This window comes from Lawsonibacter sp. (assembly GCF_022777125.1).
In the GTDB taxonomy this organism is placed as follows: Bacteria; Bacillota; Clostridia; order Oscillospirales; family Oscillospiraceae; genus Lawsonibacter_A; species Lawsonibacter_A hominis.
On record NZ_JALFGV010000033.1, the window covers coordinates 22,355 to 38,308 of the forward strand.

Below are 15,954 nucleotides of genomic sequence, written 5' to 3' on the forward strand. Positions count from 1 at the left end.
TATGGATATCTTGGTTCTGATCGCCTCATTTGGCGGTGGCATTATCGGCGCTTACATGGGCGCCCTTCCCGCTTTTATTATGACTGGTATCTACGCCCTGGTGGGCGGAGTCCTGACGGCTGCCGGTGTGGGCGGCGATGTTGCAGTCAACTACCTCGCCTTTGGTTCCTTTGTCGGCCCCCACATCGCCTTTGCCGGCGGCGTGGCCGCCGCCGGATATGCGGGCCGCAAGGGCAAGCTGGCCTCCGGCGCCGACATCCTGTCCTCCCTCAACGGCCTGGGTGAGCCCGATGTGCTCCTGGTAGGCGGCATCTTCGGCGTGCTGGGCTTCCTGATCCACTACTGCATCGGCCTGCTGCCCGTCATCGGCAGCGCCGGCCCCGCCACCACCGACCTGCCCGGCATCACCGTCTTCATTCTGGCGGTTGTCACCCGTCTGGCCTTCGGCAAGACCGGCCTGACCGGCAAGTACACCGGCTCCGGAAAGCGCGAGTGGTTCGCCACCGGTAAGGGCTTCGTCTATAACGTGGTACTGGGCGGCGGCATCGGCATTGTTGTGAGCTTCATCGCCGCGTTCCTGTACGAGAATGAGTTCACCGCCGCGTTCAGTATCTTCCCGATCGTGTGCTTCGGCTTTGCAGCTATCACACTGATCTTCACCCAGACCGGCTTTGCGACGCCCGCGACCCACCACATTTTCCTGCCCTCTGGGCTGGCTGCTGTGGCCGGCATCACCGCCTGGGGCCCTGCAGGCGCTCTGCTGGGCGTGTTCTTCGGCATCCTGGGCTCCCTGCTGGGCGATCTGGTGGGCAAGAGCCTGAACAGCCACTGCGACACCCACATCGATCCTCCTGCTACCACGATCTTTATCCTGACGATTGTGATCAACGCTGTCAGCAGCGTGATCAATGCCTGAGCTAGCAGAGGAATCCATAGGAAAAGAGGCCAGTTATGGGAAAGTCCATCGGATTACTGGAATTGAAAAGCATCCCCGTCGGCATTGAGACCGCCGATGCGGTGCTGAAGGCCGCCAATGTGGAGTTGCTGACCGCGACCCCCACCTGTCCGGGTAAATATGTCATTATCATCTGCGGCGCGGTAGGCGCCGTGAAGAGCGCCATGGAGAGCGGTCGCCAGACAGCGGGCATCTATCTGGTCGGGCACCACACCATCAACAACGTGCACGCCTCTGTCCCGGAGGCGATTGTGGGCACGTCGGAGGTGGGACACATCGCCTCCATCGGCGTGATTGAGACTATGACGGCTTTGACCGCCGTTGAGGCGGGGGACTATGCAGCCAAGTCCGCAAACGTCCGTCTGATGGAGATCCGTATTGCCCGCGGCTTGGGTGGCAAGGGCTTTGTCATTCTCACCGGTGAGGTTTCCGCGGTTCGCTCTGCGGTTAAGGCCGCGATGAATCAACTGGAGGAGACCGGGGATATTACAAGCAGCAGCGTGATCGCATCGCCCCATCCGGGACTGATTGACAAGCTGACGAACTAAAGGAAACAGGAACAGATGCGGAAAGGAGGGTCATCGGTATGGCTTCACAGGATTGCCCCAACTGTCACTATCCAGCGCCCAGCCGCAAAAAGCCTGAGGAGGGGGAGAGCGTGCCCCAGGGCATGTACCACACACCCGGCAGGAGCGGTGAGACGGAAGAGTGCCCACAGTGCTTTTACCAGCCGGAGGCAGTGGAGGAGAAGCCGGAGGAGGAGTGTCCCCAGTGCTTCTATCAGCCCGAGGATGGGCAGAAGCGGGAGAAGGCCAAGGAGGACGACTGCTCTCAGTGCTTCTATAAGCCGGATAAATAAGAATTGGTAAGAAAGGATTGTGAGTTCTGTGGAACGACTCATCGGAAAGCAGGCGCCCTATTTTTCCATGGAGGCGCTGTCGGCGAATGGAGAACATTTTGTGCGCGTTGCGCTGCCGGACTATGCCGGGAAATGGCTGGTTCTGTTCTTCTACCCCATGGATTTCACCTTTGTCTGTCCCACAGAGCTCACAGCCTTCTCAGAGCACCGGGAGGCATTCCGGGCAGCCGGCGCGGAGCTGCTCAGCGTGAGCACGGACAGCGTCTACACCCACCAGGCCTGGCAGCGCAACGGCCTGGGTGGGCTGGGTTACCCCATGGCGGCGGATCAGACCCTGCGGGTCTGCGCCGACTACGGAGTGCTGCTGGAGGAGGAAGGGGTGGCCCTACGGGGGCTGTTCCTGATTGACCCGGAGCAAAAGGTGCGCTACAGCGTAATCCACGACAACAACATCGGCCGTAATCCGGAGGAGGTGCTCAGGGTATTGGCCGCGCTGAAAACCGGCGGCCTGTGCGCGGCGGGCTGGAAGGCTGGGGAGGAAAACCTCCGCTCGGACACACCGGAGCGCGAGGCTCCGGTGCTGGCGGGCGCGGCGCCCGTGCGCATCTATACGATGCCCGGCTGCAGCTATTGCCACAGCGTAAAGGAGTTTTTGAGGCAGAGCGGGATATCCTATGAGGAGGTCAGTCTCGCGGAGGATAAGGCCGGACAGGCCTTTATGGAGAGCCGCGGCTACACGGGCCTGCCTGTCACGGTGATCGGCGCGGAAGAAATCATGGGCTATAATATGCCCAGAATCAAGGCGGCGCTGGGCCTGAGCGGAGCGAATGAGGTGAAATAGGATGGATTTAAAGGACTTTGGAACCGTACAGGAAGGGAAGATGCGGCTTGTCCAGGAGATGGTGCCCGGCAAGCAGGTCACTCTGGCGCATATTATTGCAAGCCCGGATGAGATTATCTATCAGAAGCTGGGCCTCAATCCCAATGTGGACTACCAGCAGGCCGCCATCGGCATCCTGAGCATGACGCCCTCTGAAATTTCCGTGATTGCGGGCGATATCGCGACCAAGACATCCAAGGTGGAGATGGGGTTTATTGACCGCTTCAGCGGAACCCTCATTTTTACCGGACGCATCTCAAACGTGCAGGCCGCAGTATCTAGCATCCTGATTTACTTGAAAAATCACCTCGGATTTACCGTCTGTGAAATTACCAGGACATGAAGAAGATTATTTTAATGGGCCGGAGCGAATGCGGAAAGACCACCCTCACGCAGGCGCTGAAGGGCGATGTGATCCACTACCACAAGACACAGTACATAAACCACTATGATGTGGTGATTGACACACCAGGGGAGTATGCGGAAAACGCCAGTCTGGCGAAGGCGCTGGCGCTTTACACCTATGAGGCCGACGTGGTGGGGTTGTTGCTGAGCTCCACCGAGCCGTATTCCCTCTACCCGCCCTGTGTGACGGCCTGCTGCAACCGCCCGGTGATCGGCATTGTCACCCAGACTGACCATCCGGATGGAGATCCGGACCGGGCGCAGGGCTGGCTGGAGCTGGCGGGATGCCATCCGATTTTTCGGGTCAGCTCCTATACCGGAGAGGGGATCTGGCAGATCCTCAACTATCTCCGGGAGACTGGGGATGTCCTGCCCTGGGATTCGGAGCAGGCGGCTGAGCGTCCCCGGGTAGTCCTGTCGGACAAATATGGGCGGCTGCCCACGGAGGGCGGCGGACACCCGCAAACAGTTTAGGAAAAAACAGGAGCGCTCCTGCCGTGGGAGAGACTGCGGTGGGAGCTTTGCTGTTATTATATGTTTGGCTATACAATTTGCAGAAGGAGGGCTGTCCATGGAAGCGTTCACCTTTTTTTCAGTGATGAACAGGGGACAGTTCCAGGAGGAACAGGGGATTGAGGGCAGCTCTTACTGTATCTTTTTTGCTCCGATGGAGGAGCTGGTCACCCGGGACTGTATGACCGGAAGAGAGGACCGCGTCGTGCTGGAGCTGCTCTACGGCGATGAAATGCTGCCCGGCGCCCTGCGGGTGAGGCAGGTGGGGAGCAACGCGGTCGTTGAGGAGTCCACACAGGGGGCGTTTCGCGCCTTCCTGGCGGAGAAGCCCATCAAGTACATCGGCCAGCTGCTGATGTACGCGCTTCAGTTCAAAATACAGGATCTTTCCGTGCACATTGAAAGCTGCACAGGTGAGATGAAGCAGCTGGAGGATGCCCTGGACAACTGTATCGACAACAGCGGCACCTATCGGCTGCTGGATTTCCGCAGACGCTACACGGAGTGCGGGAATATGGTGCTGGCGGTGAAGGAGATACTGTCGCGGATCGACAAGGGCTACTATCCGATGCAGATGCAGAACAGCTATGTGCTGCAGGGCGAGGTGCTGATGGAGTTCCGCTTTCTGGAGGAGCGTTACGAGCTCATCAAGAGCACGGTCCTGAAGGACTTCGATACCTATACCTCCATCATCAATAACAACATCAACCGGAATGCCCGGCTGCTGAGCATCATCTCGCTGGTGGGGGTGGTTCTCAACTTCGTGTTCGGAAGCGTGCTGGCCGCCAATCCGCTTCTGGGAGTCATCGGCGGCCTGTCGGTTGCGGGCCTGTCCGTGGGGGCCACGGCGGTCTACCATGTCAGCCGCCGCAACAATGCACCGCTTCCCTCGGGGCGCGGTCATATCTAGGCGCTTCCCTCCCTGCCGAAATTCTTCAGGAAAGAAAAGCAGGATCGGGACCAGTGGGAAAAATGAATATGGGTGTAAAGCGCTTTGCAAAACGTGAAGAAATAAAATCCCCGAAAAGCCTGTAATCATGGGATTTCCGGGGGTTTTTACAAAGGAAACAAAATGTGAAAAATGAGGAGGTAAGGAAAAGGTTACCTCGCACAAGGAGAAACAACAAAAACCAACTGTTCAGGAAATACAGGAAGAGGCGGAGTGATATCGCTCTGTCTCTTCCTGTATTTGTGCTGATAAAAGATATTACACAAACTTTGCATATAGATGGTAGAGGATTATACAAGTGGAGGATAAGCTTAAAAAGTGATAGTTTATCTAAAAAACTGAACAAAGGAGAAAAACAGAATGAGAAAACGAATCACAAGCTTACTGCTGGTGTTTGTCCTGCTTCTGGGCATGATGCCGACAACACTCGCGGCAAGTCTCGAGTCCTCACAGGAACGCACTGTGACCGACATCATTGACGACGGAACCATGGGATCCTCCCTGGACAATGGCAGTCTGATGACAACCGCCAGTGCGGCCCAGACCAAGCAGGTGCTCTACGCGGAGGACTTCTCCGATGCATCGGCATTGCAAGACTGGACATTGCAGGACACAGTCACCGGCACGGTGAGCGACGGCGTCATGACGCTTTCCAACACCGGCAAAAATCAAGAAAAGACCGCTTTTGCCCAACTGACCGGTGTGGAAGGCTCCCAAGATTGGACCAACTATACCGTCGAGGCCGACATGCAATACCTGCAGAAAACCGGCCGCTTTGCGGCTCTGGCTTATAACGTCACCGATGCCGATAACCACGAGCGCGCCGGCATTTACGACAATGTGCCCAACCACTATTTCGTCAACTGCGTTGTGGGCGCGTGGAACGGCTGGCAGCACAACGATAAGCCCAATAACGATACCCTGACAAGCGGCGTGCTGAACGGCATCACCGACCGCGCTTTCCGCATGAAGATCGAGACCTCCAACATGACCGGTACCGCCACCGGTACGGCCAAGTTCTCTCTGGCGCCTTACGGCGAAGACGGCCAGCTGGGCGACTGGATCGAGGTGGTCGCGGTCAACAACATCCACACAAATTTTTATAAGGGCACCATCGGCATTGTGCTGGCAAACGGAGCCGGTGCCAATATCACCGTGGACAACATCGAGGTCTACAAAATGGTGGAAGCCGCCCCTGACCCCAATCCCGATCCCAATCCCGACCCCGATCTGGGCTCCGACGCGACCGTCCTGTATGAGGAAGATTTCGCCACCGAGGCCTCCCTGGAAAAGTGGACGTTCACCAATGCTGGGCAGGAACTGCGGGACGGTAAGCTCTACATGAGCAACCTGGATTCTGGCAGCACCTTTGGCTTTGCAAAGCTGACCGGTGTGGCGGGAGCTGAAAAGTGGACCAACTACACCATGGAGGCTGATCTGCAGTACATCACTGCCGGCCAAAAACGCTACGCCGGTCTGGCCTATAATGTTACGGATGTGGGGACCCACCAGAAGGTTGGCATCAGCTATCTGAACCCCACCAATTACTTTGTCAACGGCAGCTTGAACGGAACCCACAATTGGCAGAACAATCCCCAGAGTACGACCAATACCACCAACAACGGTTACCTGGATGCGCTGGGCACCATCGTCCGCGACGGCGCGTTCCGGCTGAAAGTCGAGACCAGCAACATGACCGGTACGTCTACCGGCACTGCCAAGGCTTCTGTCGCCCCTTACGGCGCCGATGGCGTTCTGGGCGAGTGGATTCCGATTTACACTGCAAATAATATCGTCAAGGAGACCTATCAGGGCACCATCGGTATTCTGCTGGCCGATAACGGCGGTGCGGATCTCACCGTAGACAACATCAAGGTCTACCCAACCTCTGCTGCTTCTGAACCGGAAACGCCCGCGCCCGCCACCTGCAAGGTGACTTTCAATGACAACGGGCATGGCACGGCTCCGGCCGCACTGATGGGCGTCCTTTCCGGCAGCACGATTTCCAAGCCCGCCGACCCCGTGGCATCCGGCTGGATTTTTGGCGGCTGGTACAAGGAAGCGGCCTGCACCAACGCGTGGGACTTCGACACCGACACGGTGACGGGAAATGTGACCCTGTTTGCCAAGTGGACGCAGGCGTATAATGCTGATGATGGCGCTGCCAACAGGCCCAACGCCGCGCTGAAGGGTCATAAAACCGGCGACCTGATCGACCATAACGATGGCACAATGACACAGATCCTCTACGCCGAGGACTTCAACAGCTACGTCAATGCGCAGGAGCAGCGGATCACGACCACCAACGCAGTGGGCGGCTGGATCCTGTCCGCCAATGAGAAAGGCGATGCCACGGCCACCGTGGAGCTGAAAGACGCCGCCATGTATATCACCCCCGGCAGCGCGACCAACGGCAACGCCCATGTGCAGCTGAACGTGGGCGCGTCCAAATACTGGAGCAATTATACCGTGGAGGCTGACTTCACAAAATGCAGCGAATCGAAAGACGACTGGATGGCACTGGCCTACAACAGCACCGACCGGGGCAACCACCAAAAAGGCAGCATGAATGGCAATCGGTACGCACTAAATGGACGCGTCAACAACTCCTGGGTCAACGACGGCGTCAACGGCGAAAACCACAACAAGGGTGAAACCGGGGTTGTTGCGCCAACAACGACCAACACGACCTATCGCCTGAAGATTGAAACTTGGGGGATGTCCGACACCGAGCCGGGTCATGCCCGCTTCTCTATCGCCTATTATGACGAGAACGGCACACTGGGCGAGTTCACTACCATCACGGAAGTGAACAACATCGACAAGAGGACCTATCGCGGCAGCATCGGCATTGCCCTGTCTTCCTACGGCAAGACCAACGCCAAGGTGGACAACATCATCGTCTACAAGAATGTGGATGTTCTGTATGAAGAGGACTTCTCCGACGAAGCTTCCCTGGAGGACTGGACCTTCACCAACGCAGACCAGAAGTTGGAGAATGGCAAGCTCTACATGAACAATCAGGGCAATCCCAACAGCTTCGGTTTTGCCCAGCTGACCGGCGTGGACGGCGCCGACCAGTGGGATAACTATGTGGTGGAGGCTGATATCGACTATGTCAGCGACACCCAGAAGCGTTATTTCGGCCTGTGCTACAACTTCGTCGGTCAGGAGAACCACCAGAAGGTGGGCATTGGGCATTATAGTCCCTACAACAATTATTTCATCAACGGCCGGCTGGACGGCGAGTGGATGAACGATACGGGAGATAACCACAAAAACAATCCCGCGCTGGGAACCATTGTGAAGGATGGACCGTTCCGCCTGCGCATCCAGACCTACAACATGACCGGCCGCAATACCGGTACCACCTCCGCTTACCTGGCCAGGATCAATGCGGACGGCAGCTACGGCGACTGGATCGAGATCGCCACGGTAAACAACATTACCGCTGAGCAGTGCAAGGGTACCATCGCCGTCTTGCTGGCCAACGGACAAGGCGGCGCGGAGATCACCGTGGACAATGTTCTGGTTTACAAGGGCGAGACTGCGGTACCCGCGCCCCCCGCGCCGGCCAATGTGGCGGAGATCTATGTGCCCACCACCGGCATTGTCAATCCTCCGGTAGTGGTGCAGGAAGTCACCAAAGCCCTGCCTCTCACCGGCGATCTGCGCCCCGGCGTCGCCATGATGCAGATCGACAAGGAGCTCAACATCCTCAGCGAGACCGGCGAAACACTGGTTGCCATGGATCAGTGGTTCCAAACCTACCGCTATCTGGTCATCCCCGCTTTTATCGTGGACAGCCAGGAGGAGGCCGACGCTCTGGCGGCCTATCTCAAGAAGAACAATATCATTGATGTGTATGTGATGGCGGAGGGTGAAGCCGATATGGGCCTGGTCACCAGTGCGCTGAGCACCTGGCACTATGCCCGCGGCGGTCTGATCCTGGACGAGGTGGGCGACACCGAGCGGGAGTGGAGTGTCCTGTGGCAGAAGGTCAATGCGGACACCCACATTACGCAGATCGTCTCCCGCAAGCCCGTCAGCGTAGATGCCATGACCTGGTTCAACATCCATGTTACCGCCCTCTGGGGTGTGGCTCATTCCACCGCGGATGTGTATAACGCCATCGCTTCCGGCTATCATGCCGTGGTTTCGGAAAGCCCCAAGATGGTCTATAACATCTATTCCAGCATCACCGCCACCACGGTCAGCGGCCGCCCCCAACCCATTGCGCACCGGGGCGCCCACATGAACTACGGCACTTATACCGATGCGGGCAACAACAATGAGAAAGGCTATCCCCAGAACTCCAGGGAGGCCTTCAAGCTGGCGATCGACACGTATGGCTGCCTGGGCGTGGAGGCTGATCTCCACACCACCAGGGATGGCGTGATCTTCCTGGAGCATGACAATGACCTAAGCCACTATACCAACATTCAAGCGCTGATTGACAGCACGGATCCCAAGTATGCGTGCTTTACCAGTGAAAAGGGATATAAGCACGAGAATTATACCATGGAAGAGCTGCGCATGCTGACCCTGTTCGGAAACGGCAACAACAAGGTCGGCTCGATCACCAGCTTTGAAGACGCCCTTGCCTATACCGAGGCTACCGGCCTGGTGTATTACTGCCACATCGGCGATGCCGTCACCCGTGCGGAATTTGACCGGATTCTGACCGAGCATCCTGAGTATGTGGATAACTGCGTCATTTTCGAGGAGGATAGTCAGGCTGTGGCTCAGGGGGGCTATAACTGGCGGGACATGTCCGCGCCTATCGCCATCACCTTTGCCCAGACCGGCAACGCCACTGCGGCCCTGTATAAGACGGTGGACGGCAAGCAGGTCCCTCTGACCGATCTGGAATCCCTGGAGGCGTTTATTAAACTGATGAACCCCTGGAACGCCCATCCTCTGTGGTATGAGTACTATCACCATCTGCGGGAGGACTTCTACTATGAAGTTGCCGCCCGCGGCTACATCACCGTCCACTCCATTACTACCGGCCAGACAACGCTGAACGACCGCTTCCTGACCAATCTTGGCATGGTGGCAGCTTTGATTGAGCAGCCCTATATGACCGACGATTACCACTACTATGTGGACGCGGGAGCACCCCAGGTGTCTATGAAAGTGGGAGAAGCCCTGGATACGACCCATACCGTTTTGAAGGTAAAGGGCAGCGAAGAGGCTGAGTGCGGTTTTGTCCAGCTCTCCGGAAACATGCTGACCTATGACGAGGGCATTGACGGCTGGACCAGCACCACCGAAGGCCAGACCGTTATCGTTTACTACGCTGATCTGACAGAAGACGGCGGCGCCACCTACCGCGTGTACTCCAAGCCTGTCACTGTTACCTGGGGTCAGGGCGCTCCCGCAGCTTCTTCCGACGCCGCCCTGTCTGCCTTGACCGTGACCGGCGCTGCAATCACTCCCGCATTTAATGCTGAGACTCTGGCCTACACCGCTTCCGTGGCTAACAGCGTGACTTCCGTTACCATCGACGCCACAGCTAACGACAGCAAAGCCACGGTTTCCGGCGCTATTGGCGAACAGACGCTGTCTGTCGGTGCGAACACCTTCACCGTGACCGTGACCGCCGAGGACAGCGCCACCGTGAAGAACTACACCATTACTATTACCCGAGCCGCCCAGCAGACCGAGGAACCCGCCAAGCTGCTCATCGACCAGGTCTACGGAAACGGCGGCAAGGGCGAGACCCCCATCGCCAACTCCTTTGTTGAGCTGTACAACCCCAATGACGAGGCGGTCTCTCTGGACGGCTACACCCTGGCCTATGGAGACAAAAGCCTGGATCTGACCGAAGGCAAGTCCATCCCCGCCAAGGGCTCCTACCTGATCATGGGCGCCAGCGCCGGGACCACCGCCGAATATCAGACCTACAACCTGCCCGAGGCAGATCAGACCTGCGACTGGCAGATCAGCAACAAGAATTACACTATCACCCTGAAAAAGGGCGAGACCGTACTGGATTCTGTGACTGCGGACGAGGATGTTGATGCGATCAAGGTCTCCAAGCAGAAGACCCTGCAGCGGGTAGACCACGCCGATACCGACACGAATGCAGACTTCCGCATCGTCGTCTGGGAGAAGGGCAAGATGACCGCCACAGCGGATACCCTGGCCCAATACGCTCCCCACAACAGCAAGGGCGAATGCGGCAGCCTGGTCGCTGCCGAGCCTGAGACGCCCGTCTACACCCCCGTTAAGACCTCCGACACCCGCGTGAAGGGCTACTATGACGCCACCGGCTCCCTGAAGCTGGAGCTGGCAGGCCGCTACAACTCCGGCGCCATGAACGCCGACGGCGGCAGCCTGGAGATCGTGCAATACAATCCCGTCAACGGCTATGCCTACGCTGTCAGCGGCGTCAAGGGCAAACTGATCGCCGTGAACCTGAACGGTAGCTTGGACGGCAACAAAGTGGTGGCTCTGTCCGGTACCGAGTATGACCTGAGCAAGGAAACCTTTGACATCGCAGGCTTCACCTATGGCGACATGACCTCCGTGGCCATCTCCCCCGATGGAAGCAAGCTGGCCGTGGCCATTCAGGCCGAGAATTACGCCGCCAACGGTGTCGTGGCCATCTTCACCTGCAAGACTGACGGCTCCTTGGAGTTGAACGGCACCTATACCGTGGGCGTGCAGCCTGACATGGTGACCTTTGCGGACAACAACACCATCCTCACCGCTGACGAAGGCGAACCCCGGGAAGGTGCGAGCGGTACTGACCCCAAGGGCTCCGTGTCCATCGTCAAAATCGGCGGAACAGTCAATACCGTGACTTTCGACCACCTTGACGCTCAGCGCGATGAACTGACCAAGTCCGGTGTGCTGATCCAGAAAAATTCCCCCCCCTCCACCGACTTTGAGCCGGAATACATTGCTGTCTCCGGCACGACCGCCTATGTCGCCCTTCAGGAGGCCAACGCCATCGCCGTGCTGAATATTGAGAAGGGCGAGTTTACCGGCGTATACCCTCTGGGCTTGCAGGACTACAGCAAAACCAAGGTCGATCTCCAGAAAAATGATACCATTGAGCTTTCCAATTACAAAAATGTCTATGGTATCAAGATGCCCGACGGCATTTCCGTTGTCACCATCGGCGGCAAGGACTACCTGCTCACTGCCAACGAGGGCGACAGCCGCGCTGATTGGGCTGGCCTGGACAATGAATACGAGGGAAAGACCTCTCCCACCGGCAATGTGGCCCTGAGCGAGGAGGTCGTCTGGTTCGACGCCACCAAGTGGGATGGTCTGGATACCGACAAGGCATATGTCTTCGGCGGTCGCTCCTTCTCCATCTACGAGGTAACTGCGAACGGCCTGATCCGGACTTACGACAGCGGCAGCGACTTCGAGGAGATTACCGCTGAAAAGCTTGCAGCCTACTTCAACTGCTCCAACGACAAAATCAGTCTGGATAACCGATCCGGCAAAAAGGGGCCTGAGCCCGAGAGCGTTGTCACCGGTACAGTCAAGAACAAGACCTACGCCTTCATCGCTCTGGAGCGCATCGGCGGCGTGATGGTTTACGACATTACCGTCCCCGCAAACGCCAAATTCGTCAACTACATCAACTCCCGGGAGTTTGACGCTGCCATCCAGGGCGACGTGTCCCCTGAGGGCCTGTGCTTTGTCTCCGCTGCCGACAGCAAAACCGGCATCCCCCTGCTGCTGGCGGCCTGTGAGGTCTCCGGCACCATGACCGTGGTGCAGGTTGAAACCGCCTCCAGCGGCGGCTCCTCCGGCGGCTCTTCCTCCGGCAGTACCAGCAACTCCAGTCAGTATACCATCAGGGCTGAGGCCGGTCAGGGGGGAACCATTTCTCCCAACGGATCCATCCGCGTGGAGAGGGGCGGTGACCAGACCTTCACAGTGAAAGCCGGCAGCGGGTACGAACTGAAGGACGTTTTGGTGGACGGCAAGAGCGTAGGCGCTGTGTCCCGGTACACCTTTGAGAATGTCCGTGCCGCGCACACCATTAAAGCGGTGTTCAGGGCGATGGAGGAAACTGCTGAGAATCCCTTCATGGATGTGGCGGAGAACGCATGGTACAAGGCCGCTGTCGACTATGTTCACGGCGCGGGTCTGATGAACGGGATTAGTAACGCCGCTTTTGGACCTGATATCACGACCACCCGGGGCATGATTGTCACCATCCTGTATCGCATGGAAAATACCCCGGCCGTTTCCGGTGTGGCGGTGTTCAGCGATGTGGCGGCGGACCAGTACTATACGGACGCTGTGGCCTGGGCCTCCGCCAACGGAATTGTCGGCGGATATGGAAACGGAACATTTGGGCCGAATGATTCCATTACGCGGGAACAGCTGGTGACCATGCTGTGGCGTTATGCCGGAAGCCCCGAGAGTAGCTACGCCTTGGATTCCTTCCAGGATCAGGGTGAAGTTGCCGGTTATGCCGCAACCGCCATGGCCTGGGCTGTGGAGCATGGCATTGTCAGCGGAACCTCTGCAACCACCCTCTCTCCGGCTGATGCATCTACCCGTGCCCAGCTGGCTACCATTTTGATGCGGTTTTGTGCCGATCAGATGGATATTTGAACTTGTCGTGTAATCCACAAATCAACAACAATCCGACGGGATTTCCGCCGGGAAGAAAAAACGGAAAACGGGAGGCGGCAGAATTTCACCGCCTCCCGTTTTTGGGATGCTGTATATGAAAGAAATTAAGAAACAAAAACTAATGAAATTCCTGGTGGAGCTGGCCGTGCTGGCGTCCATGTTGCTAATGTGGTTCTGCCCAGTGGGATTAAACTCGTATCATAGATTTGAAACCGATACGCTGCACTATGTTCGGGCCGAAGTGCTGGAAATCCTGTCAGAGGAATTAGAGGACCGTACTATACTGTTTATAACTATGACCGGAGCGGCGCCATTGCGGGGTTGATCATTTGCTTTATCCTGTGCATGATTGTAATCGGAAAGCGCAAGGGCGCAGATGCATGCCTTGCCATTCTGTTTTCCCTGCTCTTTATCCTGCGTGTGCTTCTTCCAGCATTGTACAACGGACACTCCGCCATTGTGATGGGGCTTGTTACGGCGCTGCTTACCACAGCGGTTACACTGGTTTTACTGCATGGCCCCACCAAGCAATGCCTGTTGGGAATCGGAGCGACTCTGCTTGGCGAATTGGCAGCGTGCGTGCTGTTCGCTGTCGCTTCCTCTCAATTCCATCTGACCGGCTTTCAGACCGATGAAGCGGAGGGTTTGCTGTTGATCGTCCAAGGCACCGGCCTGGATATTCGCACCCTGTTGTTTGCCGGGATCATGATCTCCTCCGTAGGCGCCGTGATGGACGTCGCCGTGTCGATCCTGTCTGCCCTGCGGGAGGTCGCCATCGCAGCCAAAGCTCCGACCCCCGGAATGCTGTTCCGCAGCGGCATGAATCTTGGACAGGATATGATTGGAACCATGAGCAACACGCTGATTTTTGCCTTTACGGGCGGCGCGCTGACCACTATGATGGTATTTTGCTCTTATGGGATTCAGTTCCATCAGCTGCTGAGTTCGGATTTTCTGGCCGTGGAGCTTGTGCAGGGTCTGTGCAGTACCGCAGCCGTGATTTTGAGTGTTCCTGTTGCAGCCGTGATGGGCGCGGCCTTTTACGGAAAAAACAGAAAACACTGATTATTAAATGAACCCTTGGATCAAGCACAATCCCAGTCTTTCTTTTGCCTGAGCATGGAGGAGGTCAACGACTACTATATGGAAATGGAAGGGGCCGTCAATACCTGCTGAGCTCAAAGATGTATAGGCAGAATGAGCGAGATATAGCCTATGTCGGGCAGACAGATATCGATCAAGTGCGCTATTCGGAGTTGGTTCTTAAGCTGGCAAAACAGCAAAGATCTGTTACCAGATCCGATGTCGCTGAATTACTCCATATCAATCCGCCCCAGGCCCATCATATCTTGAAGCGGCTAGTCCAGGCCGGAGACCTAAAGCCTATGGGGGAAAAACGTGGACGCAAATATTACCCTAAAGAGAAATAATTATTGCTTCGCAACAACTTGAACCTATATGGGAACGTGACAGCCTGGACTGGAAGGACCTTCCGGCGTCGGAGATCACGCAGCGGGTCACTTCCAAGGTCCAGCCGGGATCCATCGTGCTCTTTCACAACGCCGCCCTCCACACCCCGGAAGCCCTGCCCGGCATTCTTGAAAAGCTGCTCCAGGAGGGCTACACATTTGTTCCGATCTCCCAGATCATCCTGCCTGGAACCTACGGCAGCGACTATACCATCGACCATACCGGAAAGCAGATCCCGGCCATCGCAGCCCCGGCGCAATAAACTGGCGGGATTCCCGCAAGCGGGGCGGCCTGTTTCAAAACAGGCCGCCCGTTTCAGATTCTGCCCGGACGGGCTGAGCCGGAAAGAGAGGTACGCCCATCCGGGCGCGGCGCCGGTGGGCCGTCGATGAGCGCAGATGGGGATGCCTGTCCCCCGAGGGGCGGGAAACATCCCTTTTACCTTGTTTGTGCATTTAGAGTACCATTCGTCAAAATAACAGGGCAGCCTCATAACGAGACTGCCCCTACAAACTGGAAGTTACCTATTCCAAATCAAAGAGAGAATTTTCATAGTCCTTTACATAGTACCGTATATTTTTACGCCCTTTTTGAATTATGGTGTGTCCCTCTGCTTCTAATTTCTCTTTCTGTGCTTCAATACCATTTGGATATTTAGCATTTAGTTCTCCGTTCGCTTTTAATGTTCTCCAATAAGGCGTTTCATCTTCTGAACGCTGATAACTCGCCCATGCCACAATAGAAACAAAAGTCCCTGCTGTAATCGGTTCTGTAAAATCTGCACCACTCAATTCCGCAAAGTATTCTCGTATCTTTCCAACAGTAATCACTTTGCCATAAGGGATTTTTTTCATTACCTTGTCATAGTCGATTGGCGGAGCAAAGTACATTTTACTTCCACCATATTTTTCAATGCTTTTCTGGTCTGTGATGATTTGAAATTTGGGCATATCCTTTTTATCGCGCAACATAGCATTAAAATCTTTTTTATCTTCGTTTGCCATTTCTGCCACCTCCTATTTTAAGGATAATCGGTTTGTCATTCCCATGTAATGAGGCTGTTTGAAAAACTTTGACAACTTCCGATTTGTCACTTTTTAATACTTGAATGTATTTTATCATGCAGGCAAACTATTTTCAATATATGCATTTAGAGTGCCATTCGTCAAGGTAGTGTCAAGGATTTTGCGCAAATTGGTTTGCAGGCTCTGGAATGAATGAAGTCAGCCAGCAATGGAGGCGTCCTCAACGGCAGCCTCCAGGTGCTTCATATTCATGTACTTTTTGTTGCCCCACTGGGTGCCGGCCAC

At 56.2% G+C, this 15,954-nt stretch carries 12 protein-coding genes and 1 pseudogene; 12 read left to right on the forward strand and 1 reads right to left on the reverse strand.

The genetic code is table 11. From position 1 onward, the window contains the following. Window position 1 precedes the first annotated feature (1 nt). From MR825_RS02895 to MR825_RS02945, 12 genes and pseudogenes are all read left to right on the forward strand, one after another. Window positions 2-916, forward strand: coding sequence for a hypothetical protein (locus MR825_RS02895; RefSeq protein ID WP_287878726.1), 915 nt, complete (start codon window positions 2-4; stop codon window positions 914-916). 35 nt (window positions 917-951) lie between these two features. Beyond that, entirely contained in the window at window positions 952-1,503 is a 552-nt protein-coding gene (locus MR825_RS02900) for a BMC domain-containing protein (RefSeq protein WP_287878727.1), read from the forward strand. Window positions 1,504-1,541: 38 nt separating this feature from the next. Continuing rightward, the gene (locus MR825_RS02905; protein ID WP_287878729.1) at window positions 1,542-1,814 is read left to right on the forward strand and encodes a hypothetical protein; all 273 of its coding nucleotides are present in this window, start codon (window positions 1,542-1,544) and stop codon (window positions 1,812-1,814) included. Window positions 1,815-1,842: 28 nt separating this feature from the next. Next, window positions 1,843-2,361 (forward strand): annotated as a pseudogene (locus MR825_RS14355) (peroxiredoxin); the annotation flags it as partial. Window positions 2,362-2,412: 51 nt separating this feature from the next. Continuing rightward, a complete protein-coding gene (locus MR825_RS14360) occupies window positions 2,413-2,655 on the forward strand; it encodes a glutaredoxin family protein (protein ID WP_353845858.1) in 243 nt (80 codons plus the stop codon). 1 nt (window position 2,656) lies between these two features. After that, window positions 2,657-3,037: a BMC domain-containing protein gene (locus MR825_RS02915; RefSeq protein WP_287878735.1), complete on the forward strand. Its 381-nt coding sequence runs from the start codon at window positions 2,657-2,659 to the stop codon at window positions 3,035-3,037. Then, on the forward strand, window positions 3,034-3,573 hold the full coding sequence (locus MR825_RS02920) for a EutP/PduV family microcompartment system protein (RefSeq protein ID WP_287878737.1): 540 nt from the start codon (window positions 3,034-3,036) through the stop codon (window positions 3,571-3,573). The genes MR825_RS02915 and MR825_RS02920 overlap by 4 nt, the downstream gene beginning before the upstream one ends. A gap of 97 nt (window positions 3,574-3,670) precedes the next feature. Next, window positions 3,671-4,522 carry a CorA family divalent cation transporter gene (locus MR825_RS02925; RefSeq protein ID WP_287878740.1) on the forward strand — a complete coding sequence of 284 codons (852 nt, stop codon included), beginning with the start codon at window positions 3,671-3,673 and terminating at the stop codon, window positions 4,520-4,522. A 399-nt stretch (window positions 4,523-4,921) separates the two neighbouring features. After that, a complete protein-coding gene (locus MR825_RS02930) occupies window positions 4,922-13,153 on the forward strand; it encodes a choice-of-anchor I family protein (RefSeq protein WP_287878743.1) in 8,232 nt (2,743 codons plus the stop codon). 115 nt (window positions 13,154-13,268) lie between these two features. Continuing rightward, window positions 13,269-13,499, forward strand: coding sequence for a hypothetical protein (locus MR825_RS02935; RefSeq protein WP_287878746.1), 231 nt, complete (start codon window positions 13,269-13,271; stop codon window positions 13,497-13,499). Beyond that, the gene (locus MR825_RS02940) at window positions 13,496-14,239 is read left to right on the forward strand and encodes a YibE/F family protein (protein ID WP_287878749.1); all 744 of its coding nucleotides are present in this window, start codon (window positions 13,496-13,498) and stop codon (window positions 14,237-14,239) included. Before MR825_RS02935 ends, MR825_RS02940 begins: the two co-directional genes overlap by 4 nt. A 481-nt stretch (window positions 14,240-14,720) precedes the next feature. Next, window positions 14,721-14,906: a hypothetical protein gene (locus MR825_RS02945; protein WP_287878752.1), complete on the forward strand. Its 186-nt coding sequence runs from the start codon at window positions 14,721-14,723 to the stop codon at window positions 14,904-14,906. A 262-nt stretch (window positions 14,907-15,168) separates the two neighbouring features. On the opposite strand, the gene MR825_RS02950 is transcribed toward MR825_RS02945, so the two are convergent. Then, complete coding sequence (locus tag MR825_RS02950; RefSeq protein ID WP_287878754.1) at window positions 15,169-15,648, reverse strand: MGMT family protein; 480 nt, start codon at window positions 15,646-15,648, stop codon at window positions 15,169-15,171. Window positions 15,649-15,954: the final 306 nt, after the last annotated feature.

Excerpts from the sequence above, each read along its gene's own strand:
- MR825_RS02935 (WP_287878746.1), top strand. The coding sequence starts at position 13,269 with ATGAAAGAAATTAAGAAACAAAAACTAATGAAATTCCTGGTGGAGCTG.
- MR825_RS02930 (WP_287878743.1), top strand. The coding sequence starts at position 4,922 with ATGAGAAAACGAATCACAAGCTTACTGCTGGTGTTTGTCCTGCTTCTG.
- MR825_RS02925 (WP_287878740.1), top strand. The coding sequence starts at position 3,671 with ATGGAAGCGTTCACCTTTTTTTCAGTGATGAACAGGGGACAGTTCCAG.
- MR825_RS02900 (WP_287878727.1), top strand. The coding sequence starts at position 952 with ATGGGAAAGTCCATCGGATTACTGGAATTGAAAAGCATCCCCGTCGGC.
- MR825_RS02920 (WP_287878737.1), top strand. The coding sequence starts at position 3,034 with ATGAAGAAGATTATTTTAATGGGCCGGAGCGAATGCGGAAAGACCACC.
- MR825_RS02915 (WP_287878735.1), top strand. The coding sequence starts at position 2,657 with ATGGATTTAAAGGACTTTGGAACCGTACAGGAAGGGAAGATGCGGCTT.
- MR825_RS02895 (WP_287878726.1), top strand. The coding sequence starts at position 2 with ATGGATATCTTGGTTCTGATCGCCTCATTTGGCGGTGGCATTATCGGC.
- MR825_RS02950 (WP_287878754.1), bottom strand. The coding sequence starts at position 15,648 with ATGGCAAACGAAGATAAAAAAGATTTTAATGCTATGTTGCGCGATAAA.
- MR825_RS02905 (WP_287878729.1), top strand. The coding sequence starts at position 1,542 with ATGGCTTCACAGGATTGCCCCAACTGTCACTATCCAGCGCCCAGCCGC.